The organism is Streptomyces sp. WAC03905, assembly GCF_057371075.1.
In genome coordinates this window covers 7,029,475-7,049,554 of sequence record NZ_JBXYDZ010000003.1, presented here as the reverse complement: position 1 = coordinate 7,049,554, position 20,080 = coordinate 7,029,475, and the positions used below count along the sequence as shown (strand labels likewise).

At 73.3% G+C, this 20,080-nt stretch carries 15 protein-coding genes and 1 pseudogene; 7 read left to right on the top strand and 9 right to left on the bottom strand.

Annotated elements, in window-relative coordinates:
• Window positions 1–168: 168 nt before the first annotated feature.
• The 3 genes from AC2RP6_RS34295 (at window position 169) to kstD (ending at window position 3,761) form a co-directional block, all read left to right on the top strand.
• Window positions 169–1,293 (top strand): aminoglycoside phosphotransferase family protein, encoded by a 1,125-nt coding sequence (locus tag AC2RP6_RS34295; protein ID WP_486449720.1) that lies wholly within the window; start codon window positions 169–171, stop codon window positions 1,291–1,293.
• A gap of 159 nt (window positions 1,294–1,452) precedes the next feature.
• Window positions 1,453–1,845, top strand: a complete 393-nt coding sequence (locus tag AC2RP6_RS34290; protein WP_486449719.1) for an MmcQ/YjbR family DNA-binding protein — start codon at window positions 1,453–1,455, stop codon at window positions 1,843–1,845.
• 122 nt (window positions 1,846–1,967) lie between these two features.
• Window positions 1,968–3,761 (top strand): 3-oxosteroid 1-dehydrogenase, encoded by a 1,794-nt coding sequence (gene kstD, locus AC2RP6_RS34285; protein WP_486449718.1) that lies wholly within the window; start codon window positions 1,968–1,970, stop codon window positions 3,759–3,761.
• Window positions 3,762–3,824: 63 nt separating this feature from the next.
• On the opposite strand, the gene AC2RP6_RS34280 is transcribed toward kstD, so the two are convergent.
• The 8 genes and pseudogenes from AC2RP6_RS34280 to AC2RP6_RS34245 form a co-directional block, all read right to left on the bottom strand.
• A complete protein-coding gene (locus tag AC2RP6_RS34280) occupies window positions 3,825–4,325 on the bottom strand; it encodes a hypothetical protein (protein WP_030030746.1) in 501 nt (166 codons plus the stop codon).
• Window positions 4,326–4,794: 469 nt separating this feature from the next.
• Window positions 4,795–7,617, bottom strand: coding sequence for an ATP-binding protein (locus tag AC2RP6_RS34275; RefSeq protein WP_486449717.1), 2,823 nt, complete (start codon window positions 7,615–7,617; stop codon window positions 4,795–4,797).
• Between the two features lie 157 nt (window positions 7,618–7,774).
• Window positions 7,775–8,194, bottom strand: a complete 420-nt coding sequence (locus AC2RP6_RS34270) for an ACT domain-containing protein (protein ID WP_486449716.1) — start codon at window positions 8,192–8,194, stop codon at window positions 7,775–7,777.
• A 63-nt stretch (window positions 8,195–8,257) separates the two neighbouring features.
• On the bottom strand, window positions 8,258–8,485 hold the full coding sequence (locus AC2RP6_RS34265; protein WP_486450548.1) for a DUF397 domain-containing protein: 228 nt from the start codon (window positions 8,483–8,485) through the stop codon (window positions 8,258–8,260).
• Window positions 8,486–8,618: 133 nt separating this feature from the next.
• The gene (locus AC2RP6_RS34260) at window positions 8,619–9,785 is read right to left on the bottom strand and encodes a thiolase domain-containing protein (RefSeq protein ID WP_486449715.1); all 1,167 of its coding nucleotides are present in this window, start codon (window positions 9,783–9,785) and stop codon (window positions 8,619–8,621) included.
• Window positions 9,782–10,855 (bottom strand): thiolase domain-containing protein, encoded by a 1,074-nt coding sequence (locus AC2RP6_RS34255; protein ID WP_486449714.1) that lies wholly within the window; start codon window positions 10,853–10,855, stop codon window positions 9,782–9,784. Before AC2RP6_RS34255 ends, AC2RP6_RS34260 begins: the two co-directional genes overlap by 4 nt.
• Window positions 10,855–11,821 (bottom strand): annotated as a pseudogene (locus AC2RP6_RS34250) (Zn-ribbon domain-containing OB-fold protein). Before AC2RP6_RS34250 ends, AC2RP6_RS34255 begins: the two are co-directional and overlap by 1 nt.
• 364 nt (window positions 11,822–12,185) lie before the next feature.
• A complete protein-coding gene (locus AC2RP6_RS34245; RefSeq protein ID WP_486449713.1) occupies window positions 12,186–12,986 on the bottom strand; it encodes a crotonase/enoyl-CoA hydratase family protein in 801 nt (266 codons plus the stop codon).
• Window positions 12,987–13,173: 187 nt separating this feature from the next.
• Here AC2RP6_RS34245 and AC2RP6_RS34240 point away from each other — a divergent pair, with 187 nt between their 5' ends.
• From AC2RP6_RS34240 to AC2RP6_RS34225, 4 genes are all read left to right on the top strand, one after another.
• Window positions 13,174–14,826, top strand: a complete 1,653-nt coding sequence (locus tag AC2RP6_RS34240; protein ID WP_486449712.1) for an acyl-CoA synthetase — start codon at window positions 13,174–13,176, stop codon at window positions 14,824–14,826.
• 522 nt (window positions 14,827–15,348) lie between these two features.
• Window positions 15,349–16,665, top strand: coding sequence for a phenylacetate--CoA ligase PaaK (gene paaK / locus AC2RP6_RS34235; protein ID WP_486449711.1), 1,317 nt, complete (start codon window positions 15,349–15,351; stop codon window positions 16,663–16,665).
• 106 nt (window positions 16,666–16,771) lie between these two features.
• Window positions 16,772–17,305 carry a hypothetical protein gene (locus AC2RP6_RS34230; protein ID WP_486449710.1) on the top strand — a complete coding sequence of 178 codons (534 nt, stop codon included), beginning with the start codon at window positions 16,772–16,774 and terminating at the stop codon, window positions 17,303–17,305.
• Window positions 17,306–17,537: 232 nt separating this feature from the next.
• Complete coding sequence (locus AC2RP6_RS34225) at window positions 17,538–18,386, top strand: YhjD/YihY/BrkB family envelope integrity protein (RefSeq protein ID WP_486449709.1); 849 nt, start codon at window positions 17,538–17,540, stop codon at window positions 18,384–18,386.
• 33 nt (window positions 18,387–18,419) lie between these two features.
• Here AC2RP6_RS34225 and AC2RP6_RS34220 read toward each other — a convergent pair whose 3' ends face one another.
• Window positions 18,420–19,958, bottom strand: a complete 1,539-nt coding sequence (locus AC2RP6_RS34220; protein WP_486449708.1) for a fatty acyl-CoA synthetase — start codon at window positions 19,956–19,958, stop codon at window positions 18,420–18,422.
• Between the last annotated feature and the right edge of the window lie 122 nt (window positions 19,959–20,080).

The window sequence follows — 20,080 nt, the reverse complement described above, 5'->3', positions numbered from 1 at the left end:
TTCGCCAGGCTTCGCCAGGGCACGCCCGATGGTTCGCCACCTTGCGCCGGGTGTCAGGTAGGAATGCGCCTCCCCGCCCCGGTCACCGGCGGAACTCCCCAGGGTGAAGCACGGGATCGGCGGGGCGGCGTTCGCAACTCGTCGGCGCACGAAGGGATCCGTATCACCATGTACGCAGCAACGTCCTCCGTGTCCGCACCGGTCCGGTCGCACCGCACGCTCCCGGCGGGCGGCGGCCCCTACCTCGAACCGGGCCGCGCGTCGGCCGCGACTCAGGGCGCAGTCCGGGCACGGCGGATGCCGAGCGCCGGGTCCCAGCCCGTCAGCGGAAGAATCGACCTCTCCGGGCCGCAGGGCGCGCAACTGCGCACCGCCCTCGCCTCGGTGCAGCGGATCTGTCCGGAGTTCGCGCCGGTGCAGGTGCTGCGGCGCAGCGGCCGCTCGGTCCTCCTGGTGGGCACCACCGGTCGCATGACCGCCGTGGCGAAGGTGTTACTGGACCACTCGCCGGAGTGGCGTGAGCGCTACCGGCACGAAATAGCGGCATACCGGGCGTTCGTCCGGCACCGCCCGCCGGTCCGGGTGCCGCGGCTGGTCGCCGCCGACCCCGAGAACTGCACGCTGGTGGTGGAGCGGATGGCGGGCCGGGTGGCGGCGTTGCAGCGGCACCCGGTGGAGCCGCCGCCGCGGGTGGACCTCCGGGCGGCCCTGGGTGCGGTGTGCCGGGTCAACCACTGGCAGCCGCCGGCCGAGCTGTTCGGGACCCCGATGAACTACGCCCGGCGGATCGCCCGCGACTACGAGCTGGGGCTCCTCACCGACCGGGACCTCGGCGACCTGCAGAAGCTGCTGCACGGGGTCAAGGTGTCGGGAGCGGCGCTCCAGTTCAACCACGGCGACGCGCTGCTGTCGAACCTGCTGCTCTCCCCCGCCGGTCCGGTGCTGCTCGACTGGGAGCACGCCGGCTGGTACCTGCCCGGCTACGACCTGGCCACCCTGTGGGCGGTGCTCGGTGACGCCCCCGCCGCCCGCGCGCAGATCAGCCGGCTCGCCCAGTCCGCCGGTCCGGTGGCCCGGGACGCCTTCCTGATCAACCTGATGCTGGTGCTGACGCGGGAGATCCGGATGTCCGAGACGGCGGTGCAGCGTTCGATGCTGGCGACCGCCCCGGCCCAGCCGCTGCCGGTGGGCGCGCTGTCGTCCGGCGAGGAGCAGCGGCTGCTGCTCCGCCGTCTGCACGACGACGCGGGCATGGCCCGCCGGGCGGTGCGCGCGGCGGTCGGCACACGCTGATCCGCCGCGATCCGCCCCGGTCTCCGCTGGTCCACCCGGGTCCGCCCGCCCCCTGACGCGAAGTCCCGTGGCCCCCACCGCCACGGGACTTCGCTCGTTCGCGGTCCGGAAGGGCGACACCCCCTACCGTGGGTCGGGTCGATCGACGGGAGGCGTTGAATGAAGTCCGGTGTGCGCGCGTGGGAGGCGGTACGGGCATTCGCCCTGGGCCTGCCGGAGGCGGTCGAGGACCATCCGTGGGGTCCCGAGGACTGCGTGGTGAAGGTGAACAAGAAGATCTTCGTCTTCCTGGGCAACACCGACGGGCCGGGATCGCCCGGGCTGTCGGTCAAGCTCAAGGACGAGGCGCTGCACGGACACGCGATGACGGCACCGGGGGCGGAGCCCACCGGATACGGCCTGGGCCGGTCCGGCTGGGTGTCGGTACCGCTGGCGGGGAAGGGGGCGCCTTCGGTGCAGGTGCTGTGCGAGTGGGTGGAGGAGAGCTACCGGACGGTGGCCCTCAAGCGACATGTGAAGGAGCTGGACGCGCGGATCCAGGGTGACGGCTGAGCGGCGGGGCCGGACCCGGGTGCGTCGGATGGCTTGACATCACATGATCCCCCGAACACCTTTTCTGACTCAGCATCAGACATGTTGGTGTCACCTCCTCCCCATACCGCTGGAGCCTGCCGATGTCCGCAAGCGCTTCACGCACGTCCCCCTCCCTCCGCCCGTCCAGACGCGCCGTCCTCGCCGGTACCGGGGCCGGGGTGATCGCCGCGACCGTGCTGCCGTCCGGCGCGGCGCGGGCCGACGGTGCCCAGGCCGGGCCGCAGCTCGGTGAGTACGACGTGGTGGTGGTCGGTTCCGGGGCCGCCGGAATGACGGCCGCCCTCACCGCCGCGAAGCGCGGGCTGAGCGTGCTGGTGGTCGAGAAGGCCCCCACCTTCGGCGGGTCGGCCGCGCGTTCCGGGGCCGGCATCTGGCTGCCGAACAACTCGGTGATCCTGGCCGCGGGGGTGCCGGACACCCCGCAGAAGGCGGCGACGTACCTGTCGGCCGTCGTGGGTCCCGAGGTGCCGGCCGACCGCCAGGCCGCTTTCCTCGCCCACGGTCCCCGCATGCTGGACTTCGTCATGGCCAACAGCCCGCTGCGGTTCCGCTTCATGGAGGGGTACAGCGACTACTACCCGAACCTGCCGGGCGGGCTGCCGAACGGCCGGTCCATCGAGCCGGACCAGATCGACGGGAACGTCCTGGGCGGGGAACTGGCCCGCCTGAACCCGGCGTACATGCCGGTCCCGGCGGGCATGGTGGTCTTCAGCCAGGACTACAAGTGGCTGAACCTGGCGGCGGTGAGCGCCAGGGGCCTGGCCGTGTCCACCGAGTGCCTGGCACGCGGTACGAAGGCGGCGCTGCGCGGCGAGAAGCCGCTGACGATGGGGCAGGCCCTGGCGGCCGGGCTGCGGGCCGGTCTCCAGCGGGCCGGGGTACCGGTGTGGCTGAACAGCCCGCTGGTGGACCTGGTCCAGGAGGGCGGCGCCGTCACCGGGGCGGTGGTCGACAAGGAAGGTGTGCGGGGTGTCGTACGGGCCCGCAAGGGGGTGATCGTCGGCTCCGGCGGCTTCGAGCACAACGCGGCGATGCGGGCGCAGTACCAGCAGCAGCCGATCGGCACGCAGTGGTCGGTGGGCGCGAAGGAGAACACGGGCGACGGCATCCTGGCGGGTCAGCGGGCCGGGGCGGCGTTGGCCCTGATGGAGGACGCCTGGTGGGGGCCCTCGATCCCGCTGCCCGGGGAGCCGTACTTCTGCCTGGCCGAACGGACCCTGCCGGGCGGGCTGATCGTGAACGCGAACGGCACGCGCTTCGTCAACGAGGCGGCGCCGTACAGCGACGTGGTGCACGTGATGTACGAGAAGGACCGGGGCGCGGTCGGCTCGCACATTCCCGCGTGGCTGATCGTGGATCAGAACTACCGCAACAAGTACCTGTTCAAGGACATCCTGCCGACACTCCCCTTCCCGGACTCCTGGTACCAGGCGGGGGCGGCGAAGAAGGCGTGGACGTGGGACGGGCTGGCGGACCGGATCGGCGTGCCCGCGGGTGCGCTGCGGGCGACGCTGGGCCGGTTCAACGCGCAGGCGTGGAGCGGCACCGACGCCGACTTCCACCGGGGCGACACCGCGTACGACCACTACTACACGGACCCGAACGTGCTGCCGAACTCGTGCCTGGCGCCGGTCTGGGTGCCGCCGTTCTACGCGTTCAAGATCGTGCCGGGGGATCTCGGTACGAAGGGCGGCATGGTCACGGACGCGCGGGCCCGGGCGCTGCGGCCGGACGGCTCGGTGATCCGCGGCCTGTACGCGGCGGGCAACGCCAGTGCCGCGGTGATGGGCCACAGCTATGCGGGGGCCGGGTCGACGATCGGTCCCGCGATGACGTTCGGCTACGTGGCGGCCAACGACATCGCGGATGCGTGAGGTGATGGGGCGCGGGCCGGGACCCGGACCGGCCCGGGACCGCGGAGGGGCGGCCCGGTGGAGTCAGCCCTGCTGGAAGAGCTCGGCGGGGAGCGGCTTCAGGAGGGCGTAGAGGTCGTCCGTGATCGGGCGGTCCCAGCTGGCGATGGTGACCAGCACGTTGTCGCTGCGGTCGAACTGCACGCAGGAGATGCGGGACTCCGACAGCTTGATCTTCCGGACGATGAGGAGGTTGTCACCCTGCATGACGGGGCAGTCCTCGACGCCCGTGACCTCGACGTCCTCGTCGTTCTCCAGCGCGTCGAGGAGCTGGGCCACCTCGAAGGGGACCTGCCCGTCGGTGAGGTCCCGCGCCGGAGACCCCTCGGGCAGGTTTCCGATGATCATCGCGGGGCCGCGTCCGCCGAACAGGTCGTAGCGGAGGAAGACGCCCTGGCAGCTGCCGTCGGGCGCGGGCAGCAGCCCGGCCCCGAGATTGCCCGGCCAGTCCCCCGGGTCCATGGCCAGGACGTCGAAGTCCGGGCCGGCGGGTGTGGCGGCGCGGTGGCGGCGGAGGAAGGACATGCGGCCATGGTACGTGGCCGCGGGAGTTTTACGGTCCGGGGGCCCCGCATTCCGCGCCCCGCCGGCGGGCGGGCGCGGCGCCACGGGAAGATCGCCGGGCCCGGGGCGGGGCCGGCCGCCTCGACGGCGACCGGTGCGGTGGAGCCGGTCTCCGGCAGCACCTGGTCACCCGAGCAGAGGACGGTCGAGGATTCCGGGCCGCCCGTACGCCGGAAGCGGTACCCCTCCCCCCGTGCCGGGCGGCGCCTGCTGCCAGGCACGGCGGGCGGGGTGCCGGCCGCGGATTCGGTGTCCCCTCGGGGACGCACGGCTCGGTCAGCCCCGTGCGCGGCCGGGAGCCCGAGGTCCGCTGAGCCGATCAGGTCCACACGGGGGTGTCCGGGCCGCCGGGGCCGTGCGCGCGGGGCGTGAGCCGTGGGCGCGGGGCGTGCGCGAGGTGGCGTTGCGCTCCGCCGGACGGCGGCTGCCGTCACGTCGAGCTGCGGGCGAACGCCTCCAGGGCGGCGCGCAGCCCTGAGCGGTCGGTGCCGAGCTTGCGGCAGGCGGCCGACAGCACCCAGTCGGGGGACGCCGGCCCCGGTTCCTCCCCGGAGCGCACGGCCAGGTCGGCGGCCCGGATCTCCTCCTCGGTGACCCAGTCCGCCCGGGGCGGCACGGCGGGCAGGGCGCCGCCCATGCCGGTCAGGATCTCGGTCGCCTCCTCCACCAGTCCGTCGGCCCCGCACTCCCGGGCCGTGACCACGGCCGCGGTCAGCAGGTCCGCGTCGCGCAGCCCGTAACCGAGGGCGGCGAGGGCGCGGGCGAGTTCGTAGCCCGCGGGTGAGGCCGAGAGCAGGGTGACCGCCTCCCGGAGCAGCTCGGTGCGGTCCTGGGGTGCGGCGACCTCCGCCGCCACCCGGAGGGCCTGGCCGATGGCGGAGGGGGCGCCGAAGGCGCGGGCACGCCGGACGGCGTCCGCGGCGAGGGTCCGGGCTCGCTGCGGGTCGTCGGCGGCGACGGCGCGCGCGAGGTGCAGCTGCCAGGGGCACCAGGCCGGGTTCTGGATGCCGCGGGGGGTCAGCCGCCGGTCCACCGCCTCCAGTTCGGCGACGGCCGCGCCCGTCTCGCCGCGGGCGAGCAGCAGTTCGGCGTAGACGGTCTGCGAGTCGGGGAAGACCACGGCGGCCGGGAAGGGCGCGCCGAACTCGTGCTCCCGCGCGAGCTCCCAGGCCTCGTCGACCCGGCCCCGGGCGAGCAGGGTCGTGAGGAGGATCGCTATGGCGTACCAGTGCACGGGGGTGCGTCGGCCCACGCGTTCGGCGAGGCGCAGGCCGGACCGGGCCAGTTCCTCGGCGTCCACGAGCCGTCCCCGCCGGTAGCGGATGTAGGCGCGCAGGCTGTACGCGAAGGACAGGTGGGCGCCGCGCCAGCCCTGGCGTTCGAACTCGGCGGTGCCGGCCTCGAACAGCTCCTCCGCCCGGCCGGGGCGGTCCGCGTACATGTGGACCATGGCGGCGAGCACCGGGACCTCGAAACCGCGGTCCTCGTGGGCCCAGCTGAAGGGGCTCTCCAGTACCCGGCCGGCGTGGTGCAGGACCACGTCCACCGGCTCGCCGCGCAGGCAGGCGTCCCAGGCGCGCAGGGCGATGACGTACCGCTCGGTGAGGTCGCGGCCGGTGAGGCGGTCGGCGAGCCGGGCGAGGCGCCGGGAGCGGGCCGGCGAGTCGGTCTCGGCGGCGTTGAAGGCGTCCCACATGAACTGCTCCGACTGCAGGCGCAGTCGGGCGCGTACGTCGGGGGTCCGGGCGATCTCCCGGGCGAGTGCTTCGGAGGCGTCGGCGAGGCGGTCGCTGTGCGCGAGGACCTGGGCGAGCCGGATGACGATGCCCTGGCGCAGGCCCGGGTCGTCGAAGGGCTCGGCGAGGGCGGCCCGCAGGTGGTTGACGGTGTTGGCGGGCTCGGTCAGCAGGGAGGCGCAGCCCAGTTCGTACAGGACTGCGGCGCGTTCGTCGAAGTCGGGTGGCTCGCGCAGGGCGCGAGCTAGCTGGCGGCGGGCGGCGTCGGGGGCTCCGGCGCGGAGGTTCTCCGCGGCCGCCTCGCGCAGGGTGCGCACCACCCAGGGGTCGTTCTCGGGGTGGGTCTCCAGCAGGTGGCGGGCGGCGGCCGAGGAGCCGAGGCCCGCGTCGACGACGGCCGCGGCGGCCTTTCCGTGCAGTGCGACGCGCAGGGCGTCGGGGATGGCCCGGTAGATGGCGGTGGCGATGAGGGGGTGGACGAACTCCAGTCCGGGCTCGGGTTCGTCGTCGGAGGTGGAGCCGGGGGCCGACAGGATGCGGGCGGCCCGCAGGCGGGTGGTGGCGCCCGCTGCCTCCTCGGTGCCGAGGGCGGCGACGCGGGCGGCGATGTCCTGCGGGATGGCGGTGCCGAGGACGGCGCAGGCCCAGGCGAAGCGGACGGTGGAGGGGCCGAGGCGTTCCAGGCGGGCGACCAGGCCACTGCCGCGCTGGGCTGCGGCGAGGTCGGCCAGTTGCGGGGCGTTCTCCTCGACGGGTCGCAGTCCTGTGCCGCGGACCTTGGCGGTGAGTTCGACGGCTTCGAACGGGTTGCCGGTGGTGACCGCCCAGGCCTCCTGGCAGAAGGCGTCGTCGGCGTGATCGCCGAGGGCCTCGCGGACCAGTGCGGCGACGGCGGCCGGGGTGAGCGGGGCGAGGGGCAGCGGGGCCTGTCCCGCCCGGCCGGGCAGGGTCCGGAAGGCATCGGCGTGCGCGGGCAGTTCGTCGGGCCGGTAGGCGACGACGAGGAGCAGCGGGAGGTGTTCGGCGCGCGGGGCGAAGGCGGCGAGCCAGCTCAGGGACTCGGGGTCGGCCCAGTGAGCGTCGTCGAGGACGAGGGTGACGGGGGCACGTTTGACGACGAGGTGGGTGAGGACCCAGTCGAGGCCGTCGCGCAGGCCCTGGGGGTCGGGCGGGGCGCCCTGTTCGGGGGCGCAGAGTCCGAGGGCGGGGCCGACGATGGGGTACCAGCCGCCGAGGGCGGCGCGCAGTTCCTGTTCGGAGGTGCCGGCCAGCTGGGGCTGGATGAGCTGGCGTGCGACGTGGAAGGGCTGGCTCTGCTCCTGTTCGCCGCCGCGTGCGGCCAGGACGGTGCAGGAGCGGGCGTGGGCGCGGCGGCGCAGTTCGGCGAGCAGGGTGGTCTTGCCGAGGCCGGCGGGCCCGGAGAAGGCGAGCAGCGCGCCGCCGGCGTCCGGGCCCGGACCGGTGAGCTGGTCCAGGGCCTCGTCGACGATCGCGAGTTCGGCATCGCGTTCGACCATGGTGCGCCGTATACGCATCCGGTGGTCCGTCATGGCTGGTACCCCCCAGGCCTGTTCCGGGAGATCAGCGTACGCCCGCGCACATCGCGGGGTGTCCCACTGTCGGAAACAATCCGATCTTCTTTTCCGGCGGGGTTCCGAGAAGGATCCGGGACGGTCACGAACCCGATCGGTCCTGCCCGGAACGGGTCGCGAGGCCTTCGAGGGCGGCCATGGCCTCGGTGGTCCGGTCGGCCGCCACGAAGAGGTGGTCGTGGTGGTGTCCTGCGATGACGTTGCAGCTCAGACCGTGCGAGCCGAGTGCGGTGGCGACGGCCGCGGTGAGGCCGACGGCGTCGAGCGCGGAGTGGACGCGCAGGGTGATCCACCCGGCGGTCCAGTCGTAGGCGAGCCCGGCGGCGTCGGCGTCCTCCTGGCGCAGGACGAGGGTGAGGCCCTCGGGCTCCAGGACGGTGGCGACGGGTGCCGTCCCCGGGGGAACGGCGTCCCCGGGGACGGTGCAGAACACGTACACTCCGTCGTTCAGCTCGGGCCGCATCCCGCTCAGCAGTTTCCGCAGGTCGCTCTCTCCGCTCATGCGGCGACCCTACCGACCGCGCGGGCCCCGCCCCGGCAGGCGGGCCGGGGCGGTGACGGGCGGTCAGGTGAGGTCGAACTCCCCGCCCCGGGCGTCCAGCACGAACTTGTGCCACTCGTCCGGCGAGAAGATCAGGGAGGGGCTCTCGGGGCGCTCGCTGTTGCGCATCGCGATGAAGCCCTCGACGAAGGCGATCTGGACGTCACCCGCTCCCCGGCTGCTCGACCGCCAGTCCGCCCCGGTGAGATCGAGGTCCGGCTTCCCCCAGCCGGCCAGGGGCTCTGAAGTCATGCTCTCGGCCACGTGCGTGCTCCTCCCGGTACGTCGTCCGGGGGCCAGGTTAACCATCGCGGCGGGTGCCGCACAGGCCACGGTGCGTCACGCGTGACCGGTCCGGCACCCGGGCGGGACCCACCCCGCGGTGTCAGGTCGTCGGCTCCTGCGCCCCCACCAGCCACATGGCGAAGAACTGAGCGCCGCCGCCGTAGGCGTGCCCGAGTGCCCGGCGGGCTCCCGGGACCTGGTGTTCCCCGGCCTGGCCGCGCACCTGGAGGGCCGCCTCGGCGAACCGGATCATGCCGGACGCGCCGATCGGGTTGGTGGACAGCACACCGCCGGACGGATTGACCGGAAGGTCCCCGTCGATCTCGGTGACCCCCGCCTCGGTGAGCTTCCAGCCCTCGCCCTCCTCGGCGAAGCCGAGGTTCTCCAGCCACATCGGCTCGTACCAGGAGAACGGCACGTACATCTCGACCGCGTCGATCTCCCGGCGCGGATCGGTGATCCCGGCCTGCCGGTAGACGTCGGCCGCGCAGTCCTTGCCGGCCTGCGGGGAGACGAAGTCCTTGCCGGCGAAGAGGGTGGGTTCGCTGCGCATCGCCCCGCCGTGCACCCAGGCGGGGGGCTTCGGCGAACGGGCCGCACCCGCCCGGTCGGTGAGGACCATCGCGCAGGCGCCGTCGGAGGACGGGCAGGTCTCGGAGTACCGGATCGGGTCCCACAGCATCGGCGAGGCCTGGACCTTCTCCAGGGTGATGTCGTGCTCGTGCAGGTGCGCGTAGGGGTTCTTCAGCGCGTTGCGCCGGTCCTTGTACGCCACCAGCGAGCCGACCCCGTCGGGTGCGCCGGTGCGCCGCATGTAGGCGCGCACGTGCGGGGCGAAGAATCCGCCGGCGCCGGCGAGCAGGGGCTGCTGGAAGGGCACGGGGAGGGACAGCCCCCACATGGCGTTCGATTCGGACTGTTTCTCGAAGGCGAGGGTGAGGACGGTGCGGTGGACGCGGGCGGCGACGAGGTTGGCGGCGACGAGCGCGGTGGACCCGCCGACCGACCCGGCCGTGTGCACGCGCAGCATCGGTTTGCCGACGGCGCCGAGCGCGTCGGCCAGGTACAGCTCCGGCATCATCACCCCCTCGAAGAAGTCGGGGGCCTTGCCGATGACGACCGCGTCGATGTCGGCCCAGGTCAGTCCGGCGTCGGCGAGGGCGCGTACCGCGGCCTCGCGGACGAGTCCGGCGATGGACACGTCGTGGCGGGCGGCCACGTGCTTGGTCTGGCCGATGCCGACGACGGCCACGGGCTCTTTACTCACCTTGCGTCCCCTTCCAGGACGGCGACCAGGTTCTGCTGGAGGCAGGGGCCGGAGGTGGCGTGGGCGACGGCCCGGTCGGATGCGCCGCGGTGGATGCGGGCGGCCGCCTCACCGATGCGGATCAGGCCGGCGGCCATCATCGGGTTGGCGGCGAGCGCCCCGCCGGAGGGGTTGACGGCGACGGCGTCGCCGAGCCCGAGGGCCTTGCGGAGCACCACCTCCTGGGAGGTGAACGGCGCGTGCAGTTCCGCCGTGTCCACGGGCGCGTCGAAGACCCCGGCGTGCTGCGCCGCGATCCGGGTGGACTGGGAGTCCGTGAGGTCGCGCAGGCCCAGGCCGTGCGCCTCGATGCGGTGGTCGATGCCGGTGATCCAGGCGGGGCGTTCGCAGAGCTGCCGGGCGAGGTCTCCGGCGGCCAGGACCACCGCGGCCACGCCGTCGCCGATGGGCGGGCAGTCCCCGGTGCGCAGCGGCCTGACCTGGTGGTCGCCGTGCGGGACGGCGCCGCGCAGCTGGGCGTGCGGGTTGGCCTCGGCGTCGGCGCGGCTGCGCGCGGCGATGGCGGCGAGCGCGGGCTCGTCGGTCTCGCCCGCGTCGAGGAGGGCCCGGGCCTGGAGGGCGGCGAGGGCCACCGCGTCGGGCCAGAGCGGGGCGAGGTAGTACGGGTCGAGCTGGCGGGTGAGCACGTCGCGCACGGATCCGGGCGAGGACTTCCCGTACGAGTAGACGAGGGCGGTGTCCGCCTCACCTGTCTGGATCTTGACCCAGGCCTCGTAAAGGGCCCAGGCACCGTCCATTTCGACGTGGGACTCGGAGATGGGCGGCCAGGCACCCACCCCGTCGAGGGTCATGGTAAAGGAGAAGGCGCGGCCCGCGAGGTAGTCGCTGGATCCGGAGCAGGTGAAGCCGATCTCGCCGGCCTTCAGTCCGGTGGCGGCCAGCACCTGGTGGAGGACCGGCATGACCATCTCGACTTCGCTGAGCTCGTCGGTGCGGCGCAGGTGGTCGCTCTGCGCGAAGGCGACGACGGCCACGTCGCGCGCGTACCTGCTCCTCCTGGGCCCGGTCATCAGATGAGCTCCTTGTACGCGTCGTAGTCCGCGTCCGGTTCACCGGTGGGGCGGTAGTGGTCGGGGTAGCGGCCGCCCTCGGTCCAGACGGGCTCGACGCGCAGGCCCATGCGGACCTGGTCGTACGGGATGCCGCCGATCCGGCCGTGGAGGGCGAGGCCGGCGTCCGTCGAGGGCGATGTGGGCGTAGACGTAGGGGACCTCGATGTCCAGGTTCTTCGCCTTGATGTTGACGATGCAGAAGGTGGTGACCGTGCCGGCCGGGCCGACCTCGACGTGGTCGGTGGTGGCGACCCCGCAGGTGGGGCAGGCGCCGCGCGGCGGGACGTAGACCTTGTGGCAGGAGGGGCACCGCTCGCCGACGGTCCGCCGCTCGGAGAGGGCGTTGATGTAGGCGGTCTGGGCCCGGCCGGGGCTGTAGACGTAGTCCAGGCGGGCCTCGGCGACGATGCCCGTGACGGGGTCCTGGAAGACGCCGTCGTGCGGGGCGGGCGGCCCGGCTTCGGGGACGGGGCCGTCGTCGGGCTCGAAGCAGGCGATGTCGGTGATGGCGCCGGTGCGTTCGGCGGCCCAGCGGACGCGCACGCGCATGCCGGTGCGCACGGCGTCGGGGCCGAGGGCGTCGAGGGCGTGCAGGAGGGCGGTGTCGGCTCCGTCGAGCCGGACCAGCACCCAGGCGAAGGGGGTGTCCAGGGGCTGTTGGGGGCGGGGGCGGTCGTTCCAGGCCCAGGTGGTGACGGTGCCGGTGGCGGCGACCTCGACGAGTTCGCGGACCTCCTCGGAGGTGACCGGGTCGTACTCGACGGGCGGCACCACCACGGTGCCGTCGGAGGTCTTCACCCCGAGGACGACGCCGTCGCGCAGGCCGGTGAGGAAGGCGCTCTGGACGGGCCCGAGGGACCGGGTGAAGGGGAACTCGACGACGAGAGGCGCGCGGAGCACCTCCGGTGGGGAGGCAGCTGTCATGGTGGCTCTCCGTTGCGGTTGATTCCGGTGATTCGAAGCGCTCTTCCGACCCGGCCGGCGCCCGAGCCCGTCCTTCCGGCCCCGCCGGCGTTCGAGGAGTTCTTCCGGCCCGGCCGGCGTTCGAGGCCGCCCTCCCAGCCCCGCCGGCATTTGAGGCGCGGGGGCCCGGGGGCAGGGCCCCCACCACCAGCCCCGCCGGCGTTCGAGGCGCGGGGGCCCGGGGGCAGGGCCCCCACCACCAGCCCCGCCGGCGTTCGAGGCGCGGGGGTCCGGGGGCAGGGCCCCCGGCAGCGGCGCCGGACCCGGGCACGGGTACCGGTAAGGGCACGGGCACGGCACCGCGCCCGGCGCCAGCCGCCCCGGCCTACTCGCGCCGGTACACCGGCGGCCGCCGCTCGGCGAAGGCCCGCGCCCCCTCCTTCGCGTCCGCGGTGTCGAAGACCGGCCAGCCGCGCAGCAGTTCCGACGCCAGCCCCTCCGTCTCCGTCAGCCCGGCGGTCTCGTAGACCGACGCCTTGACCGCCTCGACCGCCAGCGGCCCGCACGCGTTGATCTGCCCGGCGATCTCCAGGGCCGCGTCGAGCGCCGTTCCGTCCGGGACGACCCGCCCGACGAGCCCGATCCGCGCGGCCTCCTTGGCGGAGTACGGGCGTCCGGTCAGCAGCATCTCGAGGGCGTGCGTGCGCGGGATCTGCCGGGGCAGCCGCACCGTGGAGCCGCCGATCGGGAAGAGCCCCCGCTTGACCTCGAAGAGCCCGAAGGTGGCGCCCTCGGCCGCCACCCGGATGTCGGTGCCCTGGAGGATCTCGGTACCGCCGGCCACGCAGTAGCCCTCCACAGCCGCGATCACGGGCTTGCGCGGCCGGTGGTGGCGGAGCATCGCCTTCCAGTGCAGGTCGGGGTCGGCCTTGAGGCGGTCCCGGTACTGGTCGCCCGCCATGCCCTTGCCGGCCAGGGCCTTGAGGTCCATTCCGGCGCAGAAGTCGCCGCCGGCGCCGGTCAGGACGACGGAGCGGATCTCGTGGTCGGCGTCCGCCTCCAGCCAGCCGTCGTACAGCCCCACCAGCAGCGGCAGCGAGAGCGCGTTCTTCGCCTCGGGCCTGTTCATCGTGAGCACCAGCGTGGCGCCGCGGCGTTCCACGGTCAGGTGTTCCGTCCCACCCATTGCCGTCCTCCCGTCTCAAGACCTAGAACAGGTTGCAGTAGGGGAGGGTGCAGTTCAAGAGTTTTCTGACACCCAGTCAGTTTTCTTGGGCGGCGCCCCTTCCCAGTTGCCGGCCGCGGCGCTCTAATGACCGCCGAGCAGCCGGCCACGGGGCCAGTCGTCGGGATCAACGGGGTCAGGAGGAACGGTGGAGTACAACCTTGCCGACCTGTTCGAGTCGGTCGTGGACGTGGTCCCGGACCGCGAGGCCCTCGTGTACGTGGACCACCCCGGTACGGGCGCCGAGCGCCGTCTCACGTACGCGGAGCTGGACACGGCGGCGAACCGGATCGCGCACCACCTGCTGGACAGCGGCCTGGAGGCCGGCGAGCACCTGGGCCTGCACCTCTACAACGGGATCGAGTACCTCCAGACCGTGCTGGCCTGCCTGAAGGCCAGGCTGGTCCCGGTGAACGTCAACTACCGCTACGTGGAGGAGGAGCTGGTCTACCTCTACAACGACGCCGATCTCGCCGCGCTCGTCTTCGAGGGCGAGTTCACGGAGCGGGTCGCGGCCGCGCTGCCGCGGACGACGAAGCTCCGGCACCTGATCCGCGTCGGTGAGGCCCCCGAGGGCGCCCCGGAGCCGTCCGTCGCACCCGTCCCGTACGCGGCCGCCGAGGCGTCCGGCTCACCCGCGCGCGGGTTCCCGCCGCGCAGCCCCGACGACCTCTTCATCATCTACACCGGTGGCACCACGGGCATGCCCAAGGGCGTGATGTGGCGGGCGGAGGACCTCTTCTTCGCGGGACTCTTCGGCGGCGAGCCCTCCGGCGAACCGGTGAAGCGGCCGGAGGAACTGGCGGAGCGGGTGGCGGCGCGCGGCGCCGGGCTCACCTTCTTCCCGGCTCCCCCGCTGATGCACGGCACGTCGACGCTGACCTCCTTCATCGCCTTCAACTACGGCCAGCGGGTGGTCATCCACCGCAAGTACGCGCCCGAGGAAGTGCTCCGTACGATCGAGAAGGAGAGGGTGTCCAGCGTCTCCCTGGTCGGCGACGCGATGCTGCGCCCGCTGATCGACGCCCTGAACGGCCCGCTCAGGGGTACGGACCTGTCGTCGCTGTTCAGCGTCTCGTCGTCCGGGGCGATCATGTCGGACACGGTGCGCGCCGAGTTCCGGCGACTGGTGCCGAACGTCGTGCTCCTGAACAACTTCGGGTCCTCCGAGTCCGGGTCCAACGGCCGGGCCACGGACGACTCCGGCCCGGAGAAGGGATTCCGGCTGGAGGTCAACGACCGTACGCAGGTGGTGGACCCGGTGACGCACGAGCCGGTGGCGGTCGGCGAACCGGGACGCCTCGCGCAGCGCGGCCACGTACCGCTCGGCTACTACAACGACCCGGAGAAGACCGCCGACACCTTCTTCCAGAAGGGCGGGGAGCGGTGGGTGCTCCTCGGCGACATGGCGACCGTCGACGAACAGGGCATCGTCACGGTGCTCGGCCGCGGCTCGCAGTGCATCAACACGGGCGGCGAGAAGGTCTATCCGGAAGAGGTCGAGCAGGCGCTGAAGTCGCACCCCGACGTGTACGACGCCCTGGTGGCCGGGGTCTCCGACCCGACCTGGGGCAGTCACGTGGCGGCGGTGGTGCAGGTGCGCGCGGGCGCCGAGGCGCCGACGCTGGACGCCATCCAGAGCCACTGCCGCACGCGACTGGCGGGCTACAAGATCCCGCGGCAGCTGGTGATCGCACCGGCCATACAGCGCTCCCCGAGCGGCAAGGCGGACTACCGCTGGGCGAAGGCGGTCGCGACGGAGGCGGACGCCGGCGGCAGGGGCGCCGGCACCGCGCACTGAGGGAACCGGCGGGTCCGGTCCGGCGCCGCCCTGCGCGGGCGCCGGACCGGACCCGTTGCCCGTGTCGGGCCCCGGCGGCCGGGAAGCGCTCGACGCGCCCCGTGAAGCGGACGGGGTCCTCCGGCGACGGGTGCTGCGCGGCGCCCGACGCCGAGGAACCAGCCGGGCAGCGCCGCCGCGATCCGCGCCGGGCGGGCCGACCAAGGCGGTCCGGCCCCGCCGCGCAGTCGCCGGTGCCGGGCAGGTCGAGGAGGATCGGAGTGCGGCCGGCGGCAGTGCTCCGAGGTCCCCCGGACAGCGCGGGGCGCGCACGGCACCGCGGGGAGGGAGCGGGCGTCGGCCCCTCGCCCTTGGTGCGGTGGGCGAGGGCGGTCCCGTCCTACGCGGAACGCCGAGAAGGTCGGCAGGGAGGCCGTCAGATCAGACGATCACTCGTTCGAGTCATTGATTTAACCTGCGGAGACCTGGCAATCTACCGAATGATCGGTCGGTGTTCGGGGCTACTCACGATGGGGTGACGACATGGCGGCGCGGGCGGGATTCCACGACGACGGCGAGCGGCTGAGCCGCGACGAGCTGGCGGCCCTCCAGCTCACCCGGCTGCGGGCGACGCTGCACCGCGCTTACGAGCGGGTGCCGTTCTACCGGCAGGCCTTCGACGAGGCCGGCGTCCATCCGGACGACTGCCACTCCCTCGCCGACCTCTCCCTGTTCCCCCTCACGACCAAGGCCGATCTGCGCGACCAGTACCCCTTCGGGATGTTCGCGGTGCCGCGTTCCGAGGTGCGCCGCATCCACGCCTCCAGCGGCACCACCGGGCGTCCGACCGTTGTCGGCTACACCGAGGGGGACCTCGCCACCTGGTCCGACGTCGTGGCCCGTTCGATACGAGCGGCCGGCGGCAGACCCGGCCAGATCGTCCACATCGCCTATGGTTACGGCCTGTTCACCGGCGGCCTCGGCGCGCACTACGGCGCCGAGCGCCTCGGCTGTACGGTCGTGCCCGCCTCGGGCGGGATGACGGACCGCCAGGTCCGCCTCATCGAGGACTTCCGGCCGGAGGTCATCATGGTGACCCCCTCCTACATGCTGACCCTGCTGGACGAGATGGAGCGCCAGGGCATCGACCCGCGCACCACGTCCCTGCGGACGGGGATCTTCGGCGCGGAACCGTGGACCGAGGAGATGCGCCGCGAGATCGAGGAGCGCCTCGACATGGACGCGGTGGACATCTACGGCCTGTCCGAGGTCATGGGACCGGGCGTGGCGCAGGAATGCGTCGAGACGAAAGACGGCCTGCACATCTGGGAGGACCACTTCTACCCCGAGGTGGTCGATCCCCTGACGGGCGCGGTGCTGCCGGAGGGCGAGCTCGGGGAACTGGTGTTCACCTCCCTCACCAAGGAGGCCATGCCGGTCGTCCGCTACCGCACCCGGGACCTGACGCGGCTGCTCCCCGGCACGGCACGGCCGGCCTTCCGCCGGATGGAGAAGATCACGGGCCGCAGCGACGACATGATCATCCTGCGCGGGGTGAACCTGTACCCGACCCAGATCGAGGAGATCCTGCTGCGGACGCCGGGGCTGGCACCGCACTTCCAGCTGCGGCTGGGCCGGGAGGGGCGGATGGACACCCTGACGGTCCGCGTGGAGGCCCGCCGGGAATCGGACGCCGCCCTGCGGGAGAAGGCGGCGGCCGATGTGGTCCAGGCGGTGAAAGCGGGGATCGGCGTCTCCGTCCGGGTCGAGGTGGTCGACCCGGAAACCCTGGAACGCTCCGTAGGCAAGATCAAGAGGCTGGTGGACCTCCGCACCCCGAACCGCACCCCGACCGGCTGACCCCCGGCAGGGGCCGATCGGACGAATCCGCCGGACGACCACCCGCCGGACGAACGGAATCGGACCCGGCGGTGGTTCACCTTCCGGGGAGGGCCATAATCCCGCCATGAACATGACGGCCGGGCGGGCGCTGGTGGCGTTCGTGCTCCTGGGGGCGGGTCTGAGCGGCTGTTCCCTCCTTCCCCCGTACGAGACGTGCGAGGGAACGGAGACGGCCGTGGCGGAACTCGATCAGCTGCCCCCGCTGGACCTGCGCCCGAAGGGCGCGGCGTCGGTCGGCGGGCCGTGGGCCGGTGCCGAATGCGTCGACGACACGGGCGGCGCCTGGCTCTCCGCGACGCGGTTCTACGCCTTCGGCGGGACCAGACAGGAAGTGCTTGAGTACTACGGCCGACAGGCCTCGGCGGCGGGATGGCGTCCGGTGGGCGACCTGGACACGGGACCGGACGGCCGCGTCGCGGTCTTCTGCTTCGCATCACCCGACCGCCCGAGCATCACCCTCGCCTTCGAGTCGCCGCAGGACCTCCGCGAGATCTACGGCACGCAACCGCACCCCGCGGAGCTGCTCGGGGTGGAAGCGCGCACCTGGTTCTCGTGGTCCACCGAAGCGGAGACCGACGGCTCGCCCATCAGCTGCTAGCGGGTTTCCGACCTTGTCCGCCGGACACCCCCCAGGGAGCGTCCTGGTGCGCCCCTGCCCGGTCCTGGCCGGCATGGTCGTCCACCGCGTCCGGGGCGAGGCCCCACGGGTACGGCCCGGCCGCCCGAGCATGCGCGTCGGCGCCGGGGGCGGGCGGCCCGAGCCACCCCTTCGGGCTCATTTCGGTCCGGGTCCCGGGAGCCGTCGGGCCCGTCCGGGTAGTGCATGAGGCGTGACCTCGACCCTCCGGCAGCTCCATGACCGGCTCCAGGGCTCCTACGTCGGGCTGGCCTGGAGCCGGGGCCGGGAGATGGAGCTGATGCACCGGGCGATGGGCTTCGCGGCCCTCGGGTTCCTCACCCTGGTGCCGCTGCTGGTGGTCGTGGCAGCCGCGGCGCCCGGGAGCGGCTCCGGTTTCGGCCGGTGGCTCGGCCAGGCCCTCGGGGTGACGGAGGCCTCGCGGGCCAGGGTCGAGATGGTCTTCGGCGCGGCGGACCTGGCGCTGGAGCGGACCACGGCCTTCGGGCTGGCCGCCCTCGCCGTGTTCGGCCTGACCTTCGGCTCGGCCGTGCAGACGGGCTACGAGAAGGTGTGGGACCTGCCGACCGCCCGCTGGCACACCATGTGGCGGCACGTGGTGTGGCTCGCCCTCCTGGTCTGCTACCTCGGGCTGCTGGTGGCGATCCCCGCTCCGTCGAACGACGGCTTCGGCCCGGTCCTGGGCACGCTCGGCGACCTGTTCGGCACCTGCCTGTTCTTCGTCGGCTCGCAGCGCCTGCTGCTCGGCGGCCGGGTGCGCTGGCGGGCCCTGGTACCGGGGGCGGTGGCCACCAGCATCGGCCTGCTCGGGCTGCGGGTCTTCTCGCAGCTGGTGTTCTCGCCGCTCATCGCGTCCAACGCCGTGACGTACGGGCCCTTCGGGACGCTGCTCGTGGTTCAGTCGTGGCTCGTCGGCGTCGGCTTCGTGGTCTACGGCGGCGCGCTCGTCGGCCGCCTCGTGCACGAGCACCTCACCCTGCGGCGCCTGCGGCGCAGCGGCCTCCTCCCCGCGGACGCCCACCCTTCCCCGCCGACGGACTGACCGCACCGGACCGGCCGCGCCCGGGGCTCACGCTCACCGGGGCGTTCCGAAGCGGTCCCGCAGCTCCCGCTTGAGGATCTTGCCGCTGGCGTTGCGCGGGAGCGAGTCGACGAACAGTACCCGCTTCGGGGCCTTGAAGTGGGCGAGCCGCTCCCGGGCGTAGGCCATGACTTCCGCCTCCGTCACCTCGCCGCGCGGTACCACCACCGCCGTGACCGCCTCGATCCACTGCTCGTCGGGCAGCCCGACCACCGCCGCCTCGGCGACGCCCGGATGGGTGTAGAGCACGTCCTCCACCTGCCGCGAGGCGACCAGCACCCCGCCCGAGTTGATGACGTCCTTCACCCGGTCCACGACCGTGAAGTAGCCTTCCGCGTCCCGTACCGCGAGGTCGCCCGAGCGGAACCAGCCGTCCCGGAAGGCCTTCTCCGTCGCGCCGGGGTCGTTCCAGTAGCCCAGGCAGAGCTGCGGCGAGCGGTAGACGACCTCGCCCGCGGTGCCGTCCGGTACGTCCTCGCCGTCCTCGTCGACGACCTTGGCCTCCACGTGGCGTACGGGACGTCCGCAGGAGTCCATCCGGCCCTCGTGTTCCCGGGGACCGAGCACCGTGGCCAGCGGGCCGATCTCGCTCTGGCCGAAGCAGTTGTAGAAGGCGAGGTCCGGCAGCCGGTCGCGCAGCCGCTCCAGGACCGGGACGGGCATGATCGATGCCCCGTAGTACGCCTTGCGCAGGCCTCCCAGGTCGCGTGCGGTGAACTGCGGATGGTTGGCCAGTCCGATCCAGACCGTCGGCGGGGCGAACAGGCTGTCCGCCTCCCCCGCCTCGACGAGGTCGAAGACCTGCTCGGCGACGGGTGCGTCCATGACGGTGTTGCGGGCCCCGACCGCCAGGTACGGCAGCAGGAAGACGTGCATCTGCGCCGAGTGGTACAGCGGCAGCGAGTGCACCGGCCGGTCCTCCTCGGCCAGGTCGAGTGCCTCGACCGCGCTCTCGTACTCGTGGGCCAGTGCCCGGTGGGTCATCATCGCGCCCTTGGGCAGCGCCGTGGTCCCGGAGGTGTAGAGGAGCTGCGCCAGGGTGTCCGGGCCGCGGTCCGGCTCGAAGGGGAGCGGTTCTGCCAGCCCGTCGAGGAAGGAGCCGGGGGCGTCGCGCAGGGGCCGTACGCGGTACCCGTCGGGGACACGTCCGGCCGGCCCCGGGTCGGCGAGGACGAGCGTGCTCCCGGAGTCGTCCAGGATGTGCGCGAGGTCCTCGCCGGTGAGGTTCTGGTTGACCGGCACGTGGGTGAGCCCGGCCCGGGCGCAGGCGAGGAAGGCCAGCAGGTAGGCGTCGCTGTTGTGGGCGTAGGTGGCGACCCGGTCGCCGGCGGCCAGCCCGTACCGCCCCCGCAGGACGGCCGCCCCGGTGGTGACGGCCGCGTCGAGTTCCGCGTACGTCCAGCTGCGCCCGGCGTAGCGGACGGCCGGGCGATCGGGGACCCGCCGCGCGCTGTCGCGGACCAGCCCGTCGACCGTGTTGTGCCGCACGGCGCCTGCCGCCGGCCCTGTCTGCCCCGCTCGCGCTGACGTCATGGCGTGATCCTCGTCGCCGGGGGGACGCCGGTCAATGACCGGATGCCAGAAGGCATGTTGACAGGTCATCAGTCCACCTGAGTGAGTGTGGGGGCACGGAGGCACCGCCTGTCCGATCGGGT

Excerpts from the sequence above, each read along its gene's own strand:
- AC2RP6_RS34245 (WP_486449713.1), bottom strand. The coding sequence starts at position 12,986 with ATGGGTGGGACGGAACACCTGACCGTGGAACGCCGCGGCGCCACGCTG.
- AC2RP6_RS34280 (WP_030030746.1), bottom strand. The coding sequence starts at position 4,325 with ATGTCCTTCCTCCGCCGCCACCGCGCCGCCACACCCGCCGGCCCGGAC.
- paaK (WP_486449711.1), top strand. The coding sequence starts at position 15,349 with ATGGCGGCGCGGGCGGGATTCCACGACGACGGCGAGCGGCTGAGCCGC.
- AC2RP6_RS34220 (WP_486449708.1), bottom strand. The coding sequence starts at position 19,958 with ATGACGTCAGCGCGAGCGGGGCAGACAGGGCCGGCGGCAGGCGCCGTG.
- AC2RP6_RS34290 (WP_486449719.1), top strand. The coding sequence starts at position 1,453 with ATGAAGTCCGGTGTGCGCGCGTGGGAGGCGGTACGGGCATTCGCCCTG.
- kstD (WP_486449718.1), top strand. The coding sequence starts at position 1,968 with ATGTCCGCAAGCGCTTCACGCACGTCCCCCTCCCTCCGCCCGTCCAGA.
- AC2RP6_RS34275 (WP_486449717.1), bottom strand. The coding sequence starts at position 7,617 with ATGGTCGAACGCGATGCCGAACTCGCGATCGTCGACGAGGCCCTGGAC.
- AC2RP6_RS34265 (WP_486450548.1), bottom strand. The coding sequence starts at position 8,485 with ATGACTTCAGAGCCCCTGGCCGGCTGGGGGAAGCCGGACCTCGATCTC.
- AC2RP6_RS34230 (WP_486449710.1), top strand. The coding sequence starts at position 16,772 with ATGAACATGACGGCCGGGCGGGCGCTGGTGGCGTTCGTGCTCCTGGGG.
- AC2RP6_RS34270 (WP_486449716.1), bottom strand. The coding sequence starts at position 8,194 with ATGAGCGGAGAGAGCGACCTGCGGAAACTGCTGAGCGGGATGCGGCCC.
- AC2RP6_RS34255 (WP_486449714.1), bottom strand. The coding sequence starts at position 10,855 with ATGACCGGGCCCAGGAGGAGCAGGTACGCGCGCGACGTGGCCGTCGTC.
- AC2RP6_RS34295 (WP_486449720.1), top strand. The coding sequence starts at position 169 with ATGTACGCAGCAACGTCCTCCGTGTCCGCACCGGTCCGGTCGCACCGC.